This is a genomic window from Gordonia aichiensis, assembly GCF_039946255.1.
Taxonomy (GTDB): Bacteria; Actinomycetota; Actinomycetes; order Mycobacteriales; family Mycobacteriaceae; genus Gordonia; species Gordonia aichiensis_A.
Genome location: NZ_JBCDWL010000005.1, coordinates 12,201 through 28,014 on the forward strand (window position 1 = coordinate 12,201; position 15,814 = coordinate 28,014).

Sequence of the window (15,814 nt, forward strand, 5' to 3'; positions counted from 1 at the left end):
CCGTCGCGACAGACCCGGGTCGGGAACCGGCGCAGGACACTAGCCCGAGACACGCTCGATCTTGCCGCCGAGGGCGGTGAGCTGCTCCTCGAAACTGGGGTAACCGCGGTCGATGTGCTCCACATCGTGCACCTCGGTGACTCCGTCGGCGACCAGACCGGCGAGTACCAGGCCGACGCCAGCGCGGATGTCCGACGACCAGACCGGCGCGCTCGAGAGACGGTCCACCCCGCGGATCACCGCGTGGTGGCCGTCCGTGCGTGCGTCGGCGCCCAGGCGGACCATCTCCTCGACGAACCGGAAGCGCGCCTCGAAGACGTTCTCGGTGATCATCGACATGCCTTCGGACACCGTCGCCAAGCCGATCGCCATCGGCTGCATGTCGGTCGGGTACCCCGGGTACGGGAGGGTCGCGGTGTTCACCGCCACCGGCCGTCCCTCCTGGATCACCCGGAAACCGTCGTCGTACCGTTCCACCTGCGCCCCGGCGTCCTCCAGCTTCTTCAGCACCAGACGCAGGTGATCCGGCTCGACGCCCCGCACGCGGATGTCGCCGCGGGTCATCGCCGCCGCCACTCCCCAGGTGCCGGCCACGATGCGGTCACCGATCACGTGGTGCCGTGTCGGGGTCAGCGCTTCGACGCCGGTGACCGTCAGGGTCGGCGACCCGGCGCCCTCGATCAGGGCGCCCATCTGCGTCAGCATGTCGCACAGGTCGACGATCTCCGGCTCCCGAGCCGCGTTGTCGATGGTGGTGACGCCGTCCGCGAGGACCGCCGCCATGAGGATGTTCTCGGTGGCGCCGACCGAGGGGAACTCCAGCGCGACCGCGGCCCCGGTGAGCGCGTCGGCTTCGGCGACGACGCAGCCGTGCTCGATCGCGCTGCGCGCCCCGAGCGCCCGCAGACCGGCCTGGTGCATGTCGAGCGGACGCGAGCCGATCGCGTCGCCGCCGGGCAGCGCGACCACCGCCCGGTGCCTGCGCGCCATCAGCGGCCCGAGGACGCACACCGAGGCCCGGAACTGCTTCACCGCGTCGAAGTCGGCGCGGTACTCGGGTTCGGCCGGGACGTCGATCGTCACGACGTCGCCGACGATCTCCACCTCGGCTCCCAGTCCCCGCAGGACATCGGCCATCAGCGGCACGTCGGCGATTTCGGGCGCATTGGTCAAGACGGTGCGGCCCTGTGCCAGCAGGGCGGCGGCCATCAGCTTCAAGACGCTGTTCTTGGCGCCTCCGACGGTCACCTCTCCGACGAGACGAGCCCCACCGGTCACCAGATAGCGATCACTCACGCTCACAGCTTATCGTCGGACACCGACGTTGACCGACATGGCAAGGTTGGTAGGCATGGCAGTCCATCTCACCCGCATCTACACCCGAACCGGCGACGACGGCACCACCGGTCTGTCGGACTTCTCCCGCGTGCCCAAAACCGATGCCCGGGTCGTCGCGTACGCCGACTGTGACGAGGCCAATGCCGCGGTCGGCGCGGCGTTGACCCTCGGCGGCGACGTCCCCGACGACATCGCGCAGGTGCTGCGCACCGTCCAGAACGACCTGTTCGACGCCGGCGCCGACTTGTCGACGCCGGTGGTGGCCGACCCGAAGTACCCGCCGCTGCGCATCGAGCCGGAGTACATCGACGCCCTCGAGGCCTGGTGCGACGGATTCGGCGAGGAGCTCACTCCGCTCGACTCGTTCATCCTGCCCGGCGGGACCGCGCTGGCCGCACTGCTGCATCAGGCGCGCACGGTGGTCCGGCGGGCCGAGCGCGCCGCCTGGGCGGCGATCGACGCCGAACCCGACACCACGCACGTGCTGCCCGCGAAGTATCTGAACCGGTTGTCGGATCTGCTGTTCATCCTGGCGCGCGTGGCCAACGTCCGCGCCGGTCTCACCGACGTGAAATGGGTTCCCGGCGCCGGCCGTCCGCGCCCGCCGCAGCGTCACGACGCTCAGCGCCGCCCGTCCGCGACCGACTGAGCCGGCCGCGCCCGGCTCAGACTCCTGACCTCAGGCCGCCGGCCGACGTCGTGCGCGGCGCGGCCGGCGCGCCTCGATCCACGACTGGAAGGCCGTCGAGACCTCCGGGTTCATCGCCAGCTCGTAGTGCGCCCCGCTGCCGGATCGGCCCAGCGCCAATTCGACGATCCCGAAATCGGGATCCATGATCTCCAGTTCGGTCCCCAGCGGCGACCGCCGCCCGACGATCTCGATCCGCCGGCGCGACATCTTCACGGTCGGTCCCGGCCGCAGCGAACTCAGTCGGTAGTAGGCCAGGGCGTCGTCGCCGTAGTGCACCGATCCGTGCCGCCAGCCGTGATCGGCTTCCGCGGGCAGACGGCGCAGCAGCACCGGGGTGCCTGCGCGTCGTACTTCGACGACCCTGTACACCACGCCCGCGAGCACGAACAGGCCCGCGACGACGCAACCGATGATGATCCACAACCACAACGGCAACCCGATCAACCTCCTCTCAAGCAGGTATACACCACCGAAGGTGAGTCGATCCTGAGACCTGTGCCGAGTGATCGGCAACCGTACCGACGACGACAGCCGCCCTGCATCGCAGGACGGCTGTCGTCGTCGATATCCAGGGAAGCCCCGTCAGGGCCCCTATCGGAGGTCTCGGCACACCTCGGTCAGCTCACGGCCTCCACCGCACGGACCCGCGACTTGGCGCGCCAGTACTCCGCGGTGCCGGCCTCGGCCGACTCCAGCGTCGCACGCTCGGCGTTGACGTCGATCTCGTTCACGAACTGAGCGTGCTCGGCGAGCACCGTGATCGATTCGCCGGTGACCGACAGGAAACCGCCCTGAACCGCGAAGGCGGTGCGGTCGCCGCCGGCCTCGGTCACCACGACGCAGCCGCCGGGTGCGAGTTCGGCGAGCATCGGTGCGTGGCTGGCCAGGATGCCCAGCTCGCCGACCGTTGTCTGCGCCACGAGGAAGGTGGCCTCCCCCGAGTACAGCTCGGAATCGGGCGAGACGACCTCGAGTCGGAAAGTCTTGTCAGCCATGTGCAGCGACTACTTTCCGGCGATCTTCTTGGCTGCGGCCTCGACGTCGTCGAGTCCACCGCAGCTGTTGAAGGCCTGCTCGGGCAGGTGATCGAACTCGCCCTTGCAGACGCGATCGAAGGCCTCGATGGTGTCGGACAGCGGAACGACCGAACCCTTCTGGCCGGTGAACTTCTCGGCGACCAGGAAGTTCTGGCCGAGGAACTTCTGCAGGCGACGGGCGCGGTTGACCGTGACCTTGTCCTCTTCCGAGAGCTCGTCCATACCGAGGATCGCGATGATGTCCTGCAGTTCCTTGTACTTCTGCAGGATGCGCTTGACCTCGTTGGCGACGCGGAAGTGCTCGTCGCCCACGATCGACGCCTCGAGGATGCGCGAGGTCGAGGTCAGCGGATCCACGGCCGGGTAGATGCCCAGCTGCGAGATCGGGCGCGAGAGCTCGGTGGTGGCGTCCAGGTGGGCGAACGTGGTCGCCGGCGCCGGGTCGGTGTAGTCGTCGGCGGGGACGTAGATCGCCTGCAGCGAGGTGATCGAACGGCCCTTGGTCGAGGTGATGCGCTCCTGCAGCTCGCCCATCTCGTCCGCCAGCGTCGGCTGGTAACCCACGGCCGAAGGCATACGACCCAGCAGGGTCGAGACCTCGGAACCGGCCTGGGTGAAGCGGAAGATGTTGTCGATGAACAGCAGCACGTCCTGATGCTGAACGTCGCGGAAGTACTCGGCCATGGTGAGGGCCGAGAGAGCGACGCGCATACGCGTGCCCGGCGGCTCATCCATCTGACCGAACACCAACGCGGTGTCCTGGAGAACGCCCATCTCCTCCATCTCGAGGTGGAGGTCGGTGCCCTCACGGGTACGCTCACCGACGCCCGCGAACACCGAGGTGCCCGAGAACTCGCGAGCGATACGGGTGATCATCTCCTGGATGAGGACGGTCTTGCCGACACCGGCACCACCGAACAGACCGATCTTGCCGCCCTTGACGTACGGGGTCAGCAGGTCGATGACCTTGATGCCGGTCTCGAGGATCTCGGTCTTGCCCTCGAGCTGATCGAAGGCCGGCGGCTTGCGGTGGATGCCCCACTGCTCGCCGTCGCGACCGGTGCCCGGCGCGTCCAGGCAGTCGCCCAGAGCGTTGAAGACGTGACCCTTGACGACGTCGCCGACCGGCACCGAGATCGGCTTGCCGGTGTCGACGACGGCCGCGCCGCGGACCAGGCCGTCGGTGGGCTGCATCGAGACGGTGCGGACGACGTTGTCGCCGAGGTGCTGAGCGACCTCGAGCGTCAGGGTCTTCGCGACCGACGGGAGGGTGATCTCCGCGTGCAGGGCGTTGAACAGGGCGGGGATCGCGCCGCGCGGGAACTCGACGTCGACGACGGGGCCGATCACCCGGGCGACACGACCGGCGGTCGCCGAGGCGCCCCCCGCTGTCGTATCAGTGACTGCTGCAGTCATTGGTTACTTCACTTTCCTTCAGGTGTGTCTTGTGTCGCGATCAGTGCGCCAGCGCTTCGACGCCGCCGACGATCTCGCTGATTTCCTGGGTGATCTGCGCCTGTCGAGCCGCATTGGCCTGACGGGACAGGTTCTTCTCGAGCTCGGTCGCGTTGTCGGTGGCCGCCTTCATGGCGGTACGACGAGACGCGTGCTCCGACGCCGACGACTCCAGCAGGGCCGCGAAGATGCGCGACGCGACGTACTTGGGCAGCAGCGCGTCGAGCAGCTCCTTGGCCTCCGGCTCGAACTCCACCTCGGCCGAGACCACGGCGTTGTCGGAGTCCTCGAGGATGTCGTCCCCCATCTGCAGCTGCTCGACCTCGAACTCGACGTCGATCGGCGCCATCCGGCGGACCACCGGCTTCTGCGTGAGCATCGACACGAAGCGCGTGTAGACCACGTGCAGCTCGTCGACGCCCTCCACGTCGCCCGCGTGCCCGGTCGACGATCCGGCCGGCAGTTGCACGCGCTGACCCGAACCGGCGAGGAACGACTCCACCAGGTGGTGGACAGCGTCCGCGCTGTCGGAGAACTTCGGCTGCTGCGAGAAGCCCGACCAGCCCGAGGCGATGGGACGGTCACGGAAGGTGTAGTACCCGATGCCCTTGCGGCCCATCACGTACACCACCGGCTCTTTGCCCTCGCTGCGCAGGAGCGAGAGCAGTTCCTCGGTCTCCTTGAGCACGTTCGAGTTGTAGCCGCCGCACTGGCCGCTGTCGCTGGTCACCACCAGGACGGCGGCGCGGCGCGGGTTCTCCCGCTCGACCAGCAGCGGGCTGTCCAGCGACGTCGACGCGTTCGCCAGGGTCGTGACGACCCGGGTGATCTCCTGGGCGTAGGGGCGGGCGGCAGCCACCCGGCCCTGTGCCTTGGTGATCCGCGAGGTCGCGATCAGCTCCTGCGCCTTCGTGATCTTCTTAGTCGATTGGATCGACTTGATCCGTGAGCGCAGCTCCCGAATGGTCGCCATGCTACTTCTGCTTCTTCGTCACTCGGAGGGTCTCCGGCTCGACGTCCTCGGCGGCCAGCGGATCGGCGTCGACCTCGACCACGCGGCTGCCGTCGGCGGCGATGAAGCCGGCCTTGAAGTTGTTGGTCGCCTTGGCCAGCGCCGCCTTGTCGTCGTCGGTCAGCTTCTTGCCGCCGGCGATGTTGCTGTACACGCCCGAGGCGGTGTGGTGCAGATCGGCGAGCAGCTCGGCCTCGAAGCGACGGATGTCGGCGACGGGCACCGAGTCCATGAAGCCTTCACCGCACAGGTACAGGGAGACGATCTGGTCCTCGACCGCGGCCGGGCTGTACTGGTCCTGCTTGAGCAGCTCGACCCAGCGGGCACCGCGCTCGAGCTGTGCCTTCGATGCGGCGTCCAGATCGGAGGCGAAGGCCGAGAAGGCCTCCAGCTCGCGGAACTGCGCCAGCTCCAGACGCAGCGAACCCGAGACGTCCTTGAGGCCCTTGGTCTGCGCGGCGCCACCGACGCGCGAGACCGAGATGCCGACGTTGATCGCGGGGCGGACGCCCTTGTTGAACAGGTCGGACTCGAGGAAGACCTGGCCGTCGGTGATCGAGATGACGTTGGTCGGGATGAACGCCGAGACGTCGTTGGCCTTGGTCTCGATGATCGGCAGACCGGTCATCGAGCCGCCGCCCAGCTCGTCGGACAGCTTGGCGCAACGCTCCAGCAGACGCGAGTGCAGGTAGAAGACGTCACCCGGGTAGGCTTCGCGGCCCGGCGGGCGACGCAGCAGCAGCGAGATGGCGCGGTAGGCCTCAGCCTGCTTCGACAGGTCGTCGAACACGATGAGGACGTGCTTGCCCTGGTACATCCAGTGCTGGCCGAGGGCCGAGCCGGTGTAGGGGGCGAGCCACTTGAAGCCGGCCGAGTCGGACGCGGGAGCGGCGACGATGGTGGTGTACTCCATCGCGCCGGCCTCTTCGAGAGCCGCCTTGACGCCGGCGATCGTCGAGCCCTTCTGGCCGACGGCGACGTAGATGCAGCGGACCTGCTTCTCCGGGTCGCCGGTGGCCCAGTTGGCCTTCTGGTTGAGGATGGCGTCGATGCACAGGGCGGTCTTGCCGGTCTTGCGGTCACCGATGACCAGCTGACGCTGGCCGCGGCCGATCGCGGTCATGGCGTCGACGGCCTTGATGCCGGTGGCGAGCGACTCCTCGACCGGCTGGCGCTCGAGGACGGAGGCTGCCTGCAGTTCGAGGACGCGGTCGCCCTCGGACTCGATGGCGCCCAGTCCGTCGATCGGGGCACCGAGCGGGTCGATGACGCGGCCGAGGAACTTGTCGCCGACCGGGACCGACAGCACGTTGCCGGTGCGCTTGACTTCCTGGCCCTCTTCGATGTTCTCCGAGTCACCGAGGATGACGGCGCCGACCTCGTCCAGGTCGAGGTTCAGGGCCACGCCACGGATGCCGCCCGGGAACTCGAGCAGCTCGTTGGCCATTGCGCCCGGGAGGCCGCTGACGTGAGCGATGCCGTCGCCGGTGTCGGTGACAGTGCCGATCTCTTCGCGCGAGGCCTGGTTGCCCACGTCTTGGGTGTAACTTGCGATCGCGCTCCGAATTTCATCGGAGGAGATGGTCAACTCCGCCATGTTCCTGCTCTTCCTGGCTTTCTGGGTTCGGTCTAGGGAATCGTGTGTGATGCGGTGAGGCCGGCTTATCGGAGACCGCGACGCAGAGTCGCGATCTTGCCCGAGATGCTGCCGTCGATGCGCTCGTCGCCGACACGGACCACAACGCCGCCGAGAAGCTCGGGGTCGATGTCGACGTGCAGGGTGACGGGTGCCGCGTAGAGGTCGGTGAGCTGTGCGGCGAGACGGTTGCGCTGCTCGCTGGACAGTTCGCCGGCGCTGGTGACGTAGGCGACCTTGCGGCCGTTGCTGGCGGCGGCGAGCTGCGACAGCTCGTCGATCGCGTCACCGGGAAGCTCCTGCGAGGTCGCGACCGCGTTGACGGCCAGACTCTGCGTGATCGGCTCCACCTTGCCGTCGATCAGCTTGCGCAGGAGCGCGGTGCGATCGGCGGCGGTGCGGGTGCGGTCGGAGAGGGCCTGCTCCAGTGCGTTATCGCCCTTGATGACGCGGGCGAGCCGGAACAGCTCGTCCTCGACTGCGTCGGACTTGCCTTCGTCCTTGGCGGCCGTCAGCAGTGCCTCGCGGCCGAGCTGACGAATGCCTTCGACAAGATCGGCGTCGCTCGACCAGCTGCGAGCCGCCGTCGATGCGACGACGGTGCGAGTGGCGTCAGCGACCTTGCCTGCGAGGACCTTGTCGGCCACCGCAGCGCGGTTGGCGGAAGCGGTGCTCGAGTCGGCCAGAGCGATGCGCAGCGAACGATCGGCGCTGACGGCGTCAGCCACCGACAGCAGTTCCGTGCCGACGCTTGCGGCGTCGGTGTTCGACGCGGCGACTCCGCGAAGGATGGTTTCCAGCTCAACGCGGGCCCCGTCGAGGGCTTCACGGCTTGACGCTGCGTACATCTAGCTACATTCCTTGTCTAGGCGAGATCAGCTTGGGCGCGATCGCCTGGGTGTCGGCTTACCTCGGATGTGCCGGAGCGAGGGACGAAAGCTGCTTCCGCCCGCTCGCCGCCGAGCGCCATCCTCGCGTCCATCGGATTACTTGGCGGTCTCGTTCGACACGCCGTCCAGCTCGGCGAGGAACCGATCGACGGTTCCGGCCTGCTTGACGTCGTCCGACAGGGACGCACCGACCAGCTTCTCGGCCAGGTCGACCGACAGCTTGCCGAGGTCACCGCGCAGCTCGGAGACGACCTGCTGACGCTGCGCGTCGAGCTGGGCGTTGCCGTTGGCGATGATTCGGTCGCTCTCGGTGGTGGCCTGGGCCTTCATGTCCGAGACGATCTGCGCACCCTGGGTGCGCGCCTCGTCGCGGATCGCCGCAGCCTCTTCGCGAGCACCTGCCAGCTGCTCGCGGTAGGCCGCGAGCTGCTGTGCCGCCTCGGCCTGCGCGGCCTCGGCGCGGGCGATACCGCCCTCGATCGTGTCGTGACGCTCGTCGAGCACCTTGCGGTACTGCGGAATGACGAACTTCCAGAAGACGAAGAGGACGACAGCGAAGGCGACCAGCGACCAGGTGATGTCATACCACGCGGGAATGAGCGGGTTCTGCTTCTCTGCCGCGAGAAGAGTACTGGTGTTGATCATGTCGTGGTCTCTTATCAGAAGATGAAGCCGGCGACGATACCGATCAGCGCCAGAGCCTCAGAGAGTGCGATACCGAGGAACATGGTGGTCCGGATCTGACCGGCCAGCTCGGGCTGACGGGCGATGCCCTCGATGGCCTTGCCGGCCACGATGCCGACGCCGATGCCGGGGCCGATGGCTGCGAGGCCGTAGCCGATGGCGCCGAAGCCCGCACCCGTGATGGTCGAGTCTGCAGCGAGAGTCTGGGCGATGCTCATCTTGCGATTCCCTTTCGTGGTGGCTCCCCGCCCGGTCGGACGAGTGAGTCAGTCTGTGTCGGCCGGGCAGTGGACCCGACCGGAGTCTGGTTGATGATCAGTGCGAGTCGGCGTGGATCGACTGGTCGATGTAGACCGCGGTCAACAGCGCGAAGATGTAGGCCTGCAGGGCGATGACCAGCATCTCGAAGAAGGTGAAGCCGATGCCGGCGAGGATGCCGCCGATGCCGGCGAGGGTCCAGATGCCGCTCTGGTCGATGATGAAGTACTGCGTGGCGGCGAAGAACAGCGCCAGCATGATGTGACCGGACAGCATGTTGGCCATGAGTCGGACGGTCAGCGTGAACGGCCGCAGGATGAAGGTCGAGACGAACTCGATCGGCACCAGCAGGAAGTGGACCGGCAGCGGCACACCCGGGAGCACGATCGAGGACCTGATGAATCCGAAGAAGCCGTACTTCGCGATGCCCACCCAGCAGTAGGTGATGTAGGCGACGCCCGCCATCACCATCGGCATGCCGACGCGCGCATTCGAGGAGATGTTGAGGAACGGAACGATCGAGGTGAGGTTCAAGAAGATCGTCACGAAGAAGATCGAGGCGATGATCGGCAGGAACCGGCGACCGTTGTCCTTGCCGAGGATCTCTTCGGCGATGTTGATCCGAACCCAGTCGAGGAAGTTCTCGGCGATGTTCTGTGCGCCGGTCGGCACGATCTTGGGGCTGCGAAGCGCGATCGCGAAGCCGGCGGCGACGAGAACGGCGACGACGACGCGGATCAGCATCAGCCGGTCCATCCCCCACCAGGCGGGATCGTCGTTCGTCCCACCGAAGATCATCGGGGGGAAGAAGTCGTCCAAGCTCGGTTTGTGGAACTCGTCGGCAATGAGGGTGGCGGCGCTCAGCGTTCTCTCCCGTTCTCGGGCCCGCGCGAACTTTCGACCGGCGGGTTCCATCGTTCAGTCTGCGAGGTGCCGCACTGCATTGAACTGCACATGCTTCATCGACCCGCGGTGAGCAGACTAGCAAGTCAGAGGCGGCAGCGACCAATCAGGGGCGACATTTTCTTACGGTCGTCCCAGCCCGAACCGGTCTACTATCGACGGTAGTAGCTGGTCAGGGCAGCCTTGGTGAGACTGGTCACAGTTTCGGTTCGTCGGAGGACGCGGGGTCCACATAGGTCTGACGCGTGGTCAGCACGCCCCACAGCTCACTGCCCAGGACGGCCACGATGGCACCGATGAGCATGCTGACCAGCGCGCCCTTGTTGTAGAAGGTCATGTCCTTCAGCAGCGCCGTCACCGCGATCACGATGACCACTTTGATCAGGTAACCGCCCATCAATGCGCCCATGACCACCGTCGGCGGAGCCTTCGCGGTGAGCAGGATCGTGATGACCGTGATGAGGATGAAGCCGCCGCCGATCGCGGCGCCCACGAGGACTCCCCACAGGCCCGGCAGGCCCTTCCACGGCCACCAGATGAGCAGCCCGGCCACCAGCAGGAGCCCCAGTCCGGTGACCCCGTACTTCAGGCCCGCGCGCAGCGGCGCCGTCGGGTCGGTCGCCTCGTCGAGCGCGGCACGGTCGACGCCGTGGTCGGCTGGTTCGGGAAGTTGGTTCTCGTCATTGGTCGACACGAGAGAAGGTTAGCGAGCCGCCGCACTATCGGGCGAACCGACGGCGCAGTCGCGGCGCGAAGGTCGCCGCCAGCGCGATCAGCAGACCGCCGATGAACAGCGGCATCATCACCTGCGCGGGCAGCAGTGTGCCACCGGCCACCGAGAACGCCAGGACACCGACCCACAGGTAGATCAACAGCGCGACGCGCCGTTGCGAATGCCCGAGTTCGAGCAGCCGGTGATGCAGGTGCATCTTGTCGGGGGTGTAGAAGCCGACGCCGGCGCGCGTTCGCCGGATCACCGCCATGATCATGTCGAGCATCGGGATGAACATCACCGCGGCGACCAGGATCAGCGGGGACAGCAGGGTGAACATGTCGGCGGCACCGTAGGCGCTGCGGGCCACTCGGCCGGAGGCGCTGGTCGACGCCGCGGCCAGCATCAAACCGATGAGCATGGCGCCCGAGTCGCCCATGAAGATCCGCGCGGGCGAGAAGTTGTGCGGCAGGAAGCCCAGGCAGGCACCGGCGAGCGCGGCGGTGATCAGGGCGGGCGGGTAATAGCTGACGTCGCCGCCCTGGTCGTGCAGGAGGCCGAGCGAGAACAGGCAGATCGCCGAGGCGGCGATGAGCCCGAGACCGGCGGCCAGGCCGTCGAGGCCGTCGACGAAGTTGATCGCGTTGATCGTGGTCACGGTGATCGCGACCGTCAGGAGTCCCGCCTGCAGGGGGTCGAGCACCACCGTCCCGATGTCGGCGAACGGGACGTACAGCAGGTACCAGCTGACGCCCATGATGACCAGCACCCCGGCGGCGGTCAGCTGGCCGACGAACTTGGTGAGGGCGTCGAGCCCCCACCGGTCGTCGATGATCCCCACCAGCACGATCACCAGCCCGGCGGTGATCACCGCGATCATGTCGTGGGTGTACGAGAAGCCGCGGTTGAGCGCGGGCAGCTGGGCGGCCAGCCCGATCGCACAGACGATCCCGATGTACATGCCGACGCCGCCCAGTCGCGGGGTCGGGATGACGTGGACGTCGCGCTGCCGGGGCACGGCGACGGCCCCGAAGCGCACGGCCAGGATCCGGATGATCGAGGTCAGGAAGAAGGTGATGCCCGCTGCCGTGAGACCGACCAGGGCGAGCTCCCGCAACGGGACGCCCGCTCCCCCGCCGGAGGATTCCAGGGCCTGCACGGTGAATCGCCCCAGGGTCCCGGCCGTCGACGCCGGCATCGCTACCGCCCTTCCGGCGCGTGGCGCCGACGAACCGTCTGTTCGAGTTCGGCGACGGCGGCGGCGAGCTCGGCGTGACGGGTGGCGTCGTCGGTGCGCAGCGCGTCGAGCATCAGGTCGGCGACGGCGCCCATGTCGGTCGGGCGCAGACCGTCGTCGGCGAGCACCGCGGTGCCGAGCCGGATCGCCGACCCCTCCACGACGGGCCGCTCGTCGAACGGGGTGACGGCTTTGTCGACGATGATGTGGCAGGCGGCCAGTCGCTGTGCGGCTTCCCGTCCGGAGAGCCCGAGCGCACTGACCTCCACGACCGCGATGTGCGTGTCGGTGCCGCCGGAGACGATGCGCAGGCCGCGATCGGCGAGCGCGCTCGCGAGCGTCGCCGCGTTGTCGGCGACGGCCCGCGCGTACTCGCGGTACTCGGGGCGACCGCATTCGTCGAAGGCGACGGCCTTGGCGGCGATCGAGTGCATCGCGGGCGCGCCCTGCATGAACGGATAGACGGCGCGGGCCAGGGAGTCGGCGTGTTCGCCGCGCGCCAGGAGCAGTCCGCCCCGTGGCCCGCGCATCACCTTGTTGGTGGCGACGGTGACCACGTCGGCGAAGGGCACGGGCGACTCGAGCACCCCGCCCACCGCCAGCCCGGCCAGGTGGGCCGCGTCGACCCACAGGATGCAGTCGGCCTCGTCGGCGATCGTGCGGAGCGCCGCGAAGTCCCACGCCCGCGAGTAGGACGTGCCGCCGGCCACCAGGATCCGCGGCCGGTGCAGCAGGGCGAGGTCGCGGAGCCGGTCGTAGTCGATCTGTTCGGTGTCGCGGCGGACCTCGTAGTTCACCACCGAGAACCAGCGGCCGGACAGGTTGGCGCGCGAACCGTGGGACTGGTGTCCGCCGTGTTTGAGGCTCAGCGACAGGACTTGGTCGCCGGGCTGCGAGAACGCCGCGTAGACGGCGAAGTTGGCCAGCGCCCACGACAGCGGCTGCACGTTGACGTAGTCGGCGCCGAACAGGGTCCGGGCGCGGCTGACGGCGAGCTCCTCGATCTCGTCGACGACCTCCACGCCGCCGTGATAGCGGTGGCCCGGATACCCCTCGGCGTACTTGTCGGCCAGGATCGAGCCGACGGCGGCGCGCACCGCCGCAGACGAGCTCGACTCCGCGGCCAGCATCTGCAGGCTGCCCCGACGTCGTTCGGCTTCGCGCGCCAACAGGCTCGCGATCGCCGGATCTCCCGCGAGCGGATCGGCGCCGGAGCGAGTCGCCCCGGTCACCGGCGGCCCCGCAGCTCGTCGGGATCCATGTCGAGGACCTCGGCGAGGTCTTCGGCCGTGATCGCGCCCTCGCGCAGGATCTTCGGGGTGACGCCGGTCAGATCCACGATCGTCGAGGCGACCGCATGATCGGCGGGTCCCCCGTCGAGGTAGACCGCGACCTTGTCGTCGAGTTGGGCGAGCGCGTCGTGGGCCGTCGTGGCGGGCGGGTGCCCGGAGATGTTGGCGCTGGAGACCGCCATCGGCCCCACTTCGCGGAGCAGTTCGATCGCCACCGGATGCAGCGGCATCCGGATCATCACGCTGCCGGAGGTGTCGCCGAGATCCCAGGCGAGCGACGGGGCCTGTTCGACCACCAGGCTCAGCCCGCCCGGCCAGAAGGCCTGCACGAGTTCGCGTGCCTGCGGCGACATCGACCGGACCAGACCGTCGACGGTGTGCCACGAGCCGACCAGGACCGGCACCGGCATGTCGCGTCCGCGACCTTTGGCGGCGAGCAGTGAGGCGACCGCTTCGCTGTCGAAGGCGTCGCAGCCCAGACCATAGACGGTGTCGGTGGGGACGACGACCAGGCGGCCGGCGCGCGCGGCACCCACCGCAGCCCGGATTCCGGCTGCTCGCTCGTCGGGGTCACTGCAATCGAACACTGCGCTCACGCTGTCCATCCTTCCACGCCGTCATCGGGTTCCGGCGCCCGACGCTCGTCGCCTCGTCCGCCGGGGCGCACCGCGCTGACGAATCGGGGCCGACCTGCCAGGTCGTGGTGCGCCTGCACCTGCTCGAGGCCTCCGGCCCGCCGGAGTGCGTCGACCACCTGGTCGGAGGTGGTGTCGTCGTGCTCGATCGCGACGGCGCAGCCGGGCGGGGTGGCGGCGGCGAGGATCGGCGCCATCGCGGCGATCACGTCCATGCCGCTCGCCCCGGAGAAGACCGCCTCGGGCGGATCGTGCGCCACCTCGGGCGACACCGGCGACGCTGCGGGCACGTAGGGCGGGTTGCTCACCACGATCGACGCCGTCTGCAGCAGCGGGGCCATCGCGGCGCCGTCGGTCGCGTCGGCCAGGGCGATCCGGACCCGGCCGGTCAGATGCTGGGCCTCGACGTTGCGGCGGAGGTAGTCCGCGGCGACGGTCGAGCGTTCGACGGCCGTGACCGTCGCCGTCGGCGCGGCCGCGGCGATCGCGAGCGCGAGCGCGCCGCTGCCCGAGCACAGATCGACGACGTGCACCGGTCGCGGCGACCCCGGTGCGGCGATGCGGGCCAGGGCCCATTCGACCAGCAGCTCGGTCTCCGGCCGCGGGACGAAGACGCCGGGGCCGACGATGAGTTCCAGTCCGGCGAAGTGCGCGCGGGCGGTGATGTGCTGCAACGGGATCCGCTCAGCGCGCAGCGCGACGGCGTGCTCGATCCGGCGTCGCTGCGCGTCGGTGACCTCGTCGATCAGCAGCAGCCGCCCCGGCTCGACCCCGAGCTCGTGCACCACCAGTTCGGCGGCTTCGGCGGCGGCGGAGTCGATTCCGGCCGCCGACAGGGCGGCCGCCGCCTGCCGTCGGACCGTGTCGGCGCTGGGGTGTCGCGGTTCGCTCACTGCTGCAGGCGGGCCTGCTTGTCGGCCTCCACCAGCGCATCGAGGAGGGCGTCCATCTCGCCGCCGAGGACCATGTCGAGGTTGTTCGCCTTGTACCCGATCCGATGGTCGGTGATCCGGTTCTCCGGGAAGTTGTAGGTCCGAATCCGCTCGGACCGGTCGACGGTGCGGATCTGCGCATGGCGACCGGCGGCGGCCTCCGCCTCGGCGGCCTCGTCGGCGGCGGCCTTCAACCGTGCCGCGAGGACCTGCATGGCGCGCGCCTTGTTCTGCAGCTGCGACCGCTCGTTCTGGCAGGTGACGACGATGTTGGTCGGCAGGTGGGTGATACGGACGGCCGAGTCGGTGGTGTTGACGCCCTGCCCACCCTTGCCGGAGCTGCGGTAGACGTCGATGCGCAGGTCGGACTCGTCGATGTGAATCTCCTCCACCTCGTCCGGTTCCGGGTACACGAGCACGCCGGCGGCCGAGGTGTGGATGCGCCCCTGCGACTCGGTGACCGGCACGCGCTGGACGCGGTGCACGCCGCCCTCGAACTTGAACCGGGACCACACGCCGTCGCGGGTGCTCTCCCGGGACTTGATCGAGAGGGTCGCCTCCTTGTAGCCGCCGAGATCGGATTCGGTGACGCCGAGCACGGTCGCCTTCCAGCCGTGCCGCTCGCAGTACTTGAGGTACATCCGGACCAGGTCGGCGGCGAACAGCGCCGACTCCTCGCCGCCGGCCCCCGAACGCACCTCGAGGACCACGTCGTCGGAGTCGTGCGGATCGCGGGGCGCCAACAGGTCGGTGAGGGCCGCGTCGAGTTCGGCCACGGTCGCCTCCATGCCCGGGATCTCGTCGGCGAACGCCGCGTCGGCCTCGGCGAGTTCACGGGCGGCTGCCAGGTCGTCGCGGGCCGCGGTGAGCTTGGTGTAGGTGGTCATCACCGGCGCCAGTTCGGCGAACCGCTTGCCGACGCGGCGGGCGTTGGCTGGGTCGTCGTGCAGTGCCGGATCGGACAACTGCGCTTGGAGTCCGGCGTGCTCGGCGAGGATGTCGTCGATCGCGGACGGTTCCTGCGTACTCACCTGTGATGTCTCCTTTGCGGCCGCGGGGCGCGCAGCCGGTGGCGGGGTCGGGTTATCGCGAGTCTGGGTAA

At 68.7% G+C, this 15,814-nt stretch carries 17 protein-coding genes; 1 reads left to right on the top strand and 16 read right to left on the bottom strand.

Features of this window, described 5'->3' with window-relative positions:
- Nucleotides 1-39 precede the first annotated feature (39 nt).
- Nucleotides 40-1,296 (bottom strand): UDP-N-acetylglucosamine 1-carboxyvinyltransferase, encoded by a 1,257-nt coding sequence (murA, locus tag AAFO60_RS07625; RefSeq protein WP_347955575.1) that lies wholly within the window; start codon nt 1,294-1,296, stop codon nt 40-42.
- A 55-nt stretch (nt 1,297-1,351) separates the two neighbouring features.
- Here murA and AAFO60_RS07630 point away from each other — a divergent pair, with 55 nt between their 5' ends.
- On the top strand, nt 1,352-1,987 hold the full coding sequence (locus tag AAFO60_RS07630) for a cob(I)yrinic acid a,c-diamide adenosyltransferase (RefSeq protein ID WP_347955576.1): 636 nt from the start codon (nt 1,352-1,354) through the stop codon (nt 1,985-1,987).
- A gap of 30 nt (nt 1,988-2,017) precedes the next feature.
- On the opposite strand, the gene AAFO60_RS07635 is transcribed toward AAFO60_RS07630, so the two are convergent.
- The 15 genes from AAFO60_RS07635 to prfA form a co-directional block, all read right to left on the bottom strand.
- On the bottom strand, nt 2,018-2,464 hold the full coding sequence (locus AAFO60_RS07635; RefSeq protein ID WP_347955577.1) for a DUF2550 domain-containing protein: 447 nt from the start codon (nt 2,462-2,464) through the stop codon (nt 2,018-2,020).
- A 182-nt stretch (nt 2,465-2,646) separates the two neighbouring features.
- Nucleotides 2,647-3,024: a F0F1 ATP synthase subunit epsilon gene (locus AAFO60_RS07640; RefSeq protein ID WP_347955578.1), complete on the bottom strand. Its 378-nt coding sequence runs from the start codon at nt 3,022-3,024 to the stop codon at nt 2,647-2,649.
- 9 nt (nt 3,025-3,033) lie between these two features.
- A complete protein-coding gene (gene atpD, locus AAFO60_RS07645; RefSeq protein WP_347955579.1) occupies nt 3,034-4,482 on the bottom strand; it encodes a F0F1 ATP synthase subunit beta in 1,449 nt (482 codons plus the stop codon).
- 40 nt (nt 4,483-4,522) lie between these two features.
- On the bottom strand, nt 4,523-5,494 hold the full coding sequence (locus AAFO60_RS07650; RefSeq protein ID WP_347955580.1) for a F0F1 ATP synthase subunit gamma: 972 nt from the start codon (nt 5,492-5,494) through the stop codon (nt 4,523-4,525).
- Between the two features lies 1 nt (nt 5,495).
- Nucleotides 5,496-7,130 (bottom strand): F0F1 ATP synthase subunit alpha, encoded by a 1,635-nt coding sequence (gene atpA, locus AAFO60_RS07655; RefSeq protein WP_347955582.1) that lies wholly within the window; start codon nt 7,128-7,130, stop codon nt 5,496-5,498.
- Between the two features lie 65 nt (nt 7,131-7,195).
- Complete coding sequence (locus AAFO60_RS07660; protein ID WP_347955583.1) at nt 7,196-8,017, bottom strand: F0F1 ATP synthase subunit delta; 822 nt, start codon at nt 8,015-8,017, stop codon at nt 7,196-7,198.
- A 138-nt stretch (nt 8,018-8,155) separates the two neighbouring features.
- Nucleotides 8,156-8,704, bottom strand: a complete 549-nt coding sequence (locus AAFO60_RS07665) for a F0F1 ATP synthase subunit B (protein ID WP_347955584.1) — start codon at nt 8,702-8,704, stop codon at nt 8,156-8,158.
- A 14-nt stretch (nt 8,705-8,718) separates the two neighbouring features.
- A complete protein-coding gene (locus AAFO60_RS07670; RefSeq protein WP_347955585.1) occupies nt 8,719-8,961 on the bottom strand; it encodes an ATP synthase F0 subunit C in 243 nt (80 codons plus the stop codon).
- 97 nt (nt 8,962-9,058) lie between these two features.
- Nucleotides 9,059-9,916: a F0F1 ATP synthase subunit A gene (gene atpB / locus AAFO60_RS07675; protein ID WP_347955586.1), complete on the bottom strand. Its 858-nt coding sequence runs from the start codon at nt 9,914-9,916 to the stop codon at nt 9,059-9,061.
- Nucleotides 9,917-10,100: 184 nt separating this feature from the next.
- Nucleotides 10,101-10,598, bottom strand: a complete 498-nt coding sequence (locus AAFO60_RS07680) for a hypothetical protein (protein ID WP_347955587.1) — start codon at nt 10,596-10,598, stop codon at nt 10,101-10,103.
- Between the two features lie 25 nt (nt 10,599-10,623).
- A complete protein-coding gene (locus tag AAFO60_RS07685; RefSeq protein ID WP_347955588.1) occupies nt 10,624-11,814 on the bottom strand; it encodes a glycosyltransferase family 4 protein in 1,191 nt (396 codons plus the stop codon).
- Nucleotides 11,815-11,816: 2 nt separating this feature from the next.
- Nucleotides 11,817-13,085 carry a serine hydroxymethyltransferase gene (gene glyA, locus AAFO60_RS07690; protein ID WP_347955589.1) on the bottom strand — a complete coding sequence of 423 codons (1,269 nt, stop codon included), beginning with the start codon at nt 13,083-13,085 and terminating at the stop codon, nt 11,817-11,819.
- Complete coding sequence (locus tag AAFO60_RS07695; RefSeq protein ID WP_347955590.1) at nt 13,082-13,741, bottom strand: L-threonylcarbamoyladenylate synthase; 660 nt, start codon at nt 13,739-13,741, stop codon at nt 13,082-13,084. The genes glyA and AAFO60_RS07695 overlap by 4 nt, the downstream gene beginning before the upstream one ends.
- Nucleotides 13,738-14,673: a N5-glutamine methyltransferase family protein gene (locus tag AAFO60_RS07700; protein ID WP_347955591.1), complete on the bottom strand. Its 936-nt coding sequence runs from the start codon at nt 14,671-14,673 to the stop codon at nt 13,738-13,740. Before AAFO60_RS07700 ends, AAFO60_RS07695 begins: the two co-directional genes overlap by 4 nt.
- Nucleotides 14,670-15,743 carry a peptide chain release factor 1 gene (prfA, locus tag AAFO60_RS07705; RefSeq protein ID WP_347955592.1) on the bottom strand — a complete coding sequence of 358 codons (1,074 nt, stop codon included), beginning with the start codon at nt 15,741-15,743 and terminating at the stop codon, nt 14,670-14,672. The genes AAFO60_RS07700 and prfA overlap by 4 nt, the downstream gene beginning before the upstream one ends.
- Nucleotides 15,744-15,814 lie beyond the last annotated feature (71 nt).

What these genes read in the sequence shown, in the direction of transcription:
- AAFO60_RS07660 (WP_347955583.1), bottom strand. Translation starts at nt 8,017, where the DNA reads ATGTACGCAGCGTCAAGCCGTGAAGCCCTCGACGGGGCCCGCGTTGAG.
- atpB (WP_347955586.1), bottom strand. Translation starts at nt 9,916, where the DNA reads ATGGAACCCGCCGGTCGAAAGTTCGCGCGGGCCCGAGAACGGGAGAGA.
- atpA (WP_347955582.1), bottom strand. Translation starts at nt 7,130, where the DNA reads ATGGCGGAGTTGACCATCTCCTCCGATGAAATTCGGAGCGCGATCGCA.
- AAFO60_RS07665 (WP_347955584.1), bottom strand. Translation starts at nt 8,704, where the DNA reads ATGATCAACACCAGTACTCTTCTCGCGGCAGAGAAGCAGAACCCGCTC.
- AAFO60_RS07670 (WP_347955585.1), bottom strand. Translation starts at nt 8,961, where the DNA reads ATGAGCATCGCCCAGACTCTCGCTGCAGACTCGACCATCACGGGTGCG.
- AAFO60_RS07640 (WP_347955578.1), bottom strand. Translation starts at nt 3,024, where the DNA reads ATGGCTGACAAGACTTTCCGACTCGAGGTCGTCTCGCCCGATTCCGAG.
- AAFO60_RS07685 (WP_347955588.1), bottom strand. Translation starts at nt 11,814, where the DNA reads ATGCCGGCGTCGACGGCCGGGACCCTGGGGCGATTCACCGTGCAGGCC.
- atpD (WP_347955579.1), bottom strand. Translation starts at nt 4,482, where the DNA reads ATGACTGCAGCAGTCACTGATACGACAGCGGGGGGCGCCTCGGCGACC.
- AAFO60_RS07650 (WP_347955580.1), bottom strand. Translation starts at nt 5,494, where the DNA reads ATGGCGACCATTCGGGAGCTGCGCTCACGGATCAAGTCGATCCAATCG.
- AAFO60_RS07630 (WP_347955576.1), top strand. Translation starts at nt 1,352, where the DNA reads ATGGCAGTCCATCTCACCCGCATCTACACCCGAACCGGCGACGACGGC.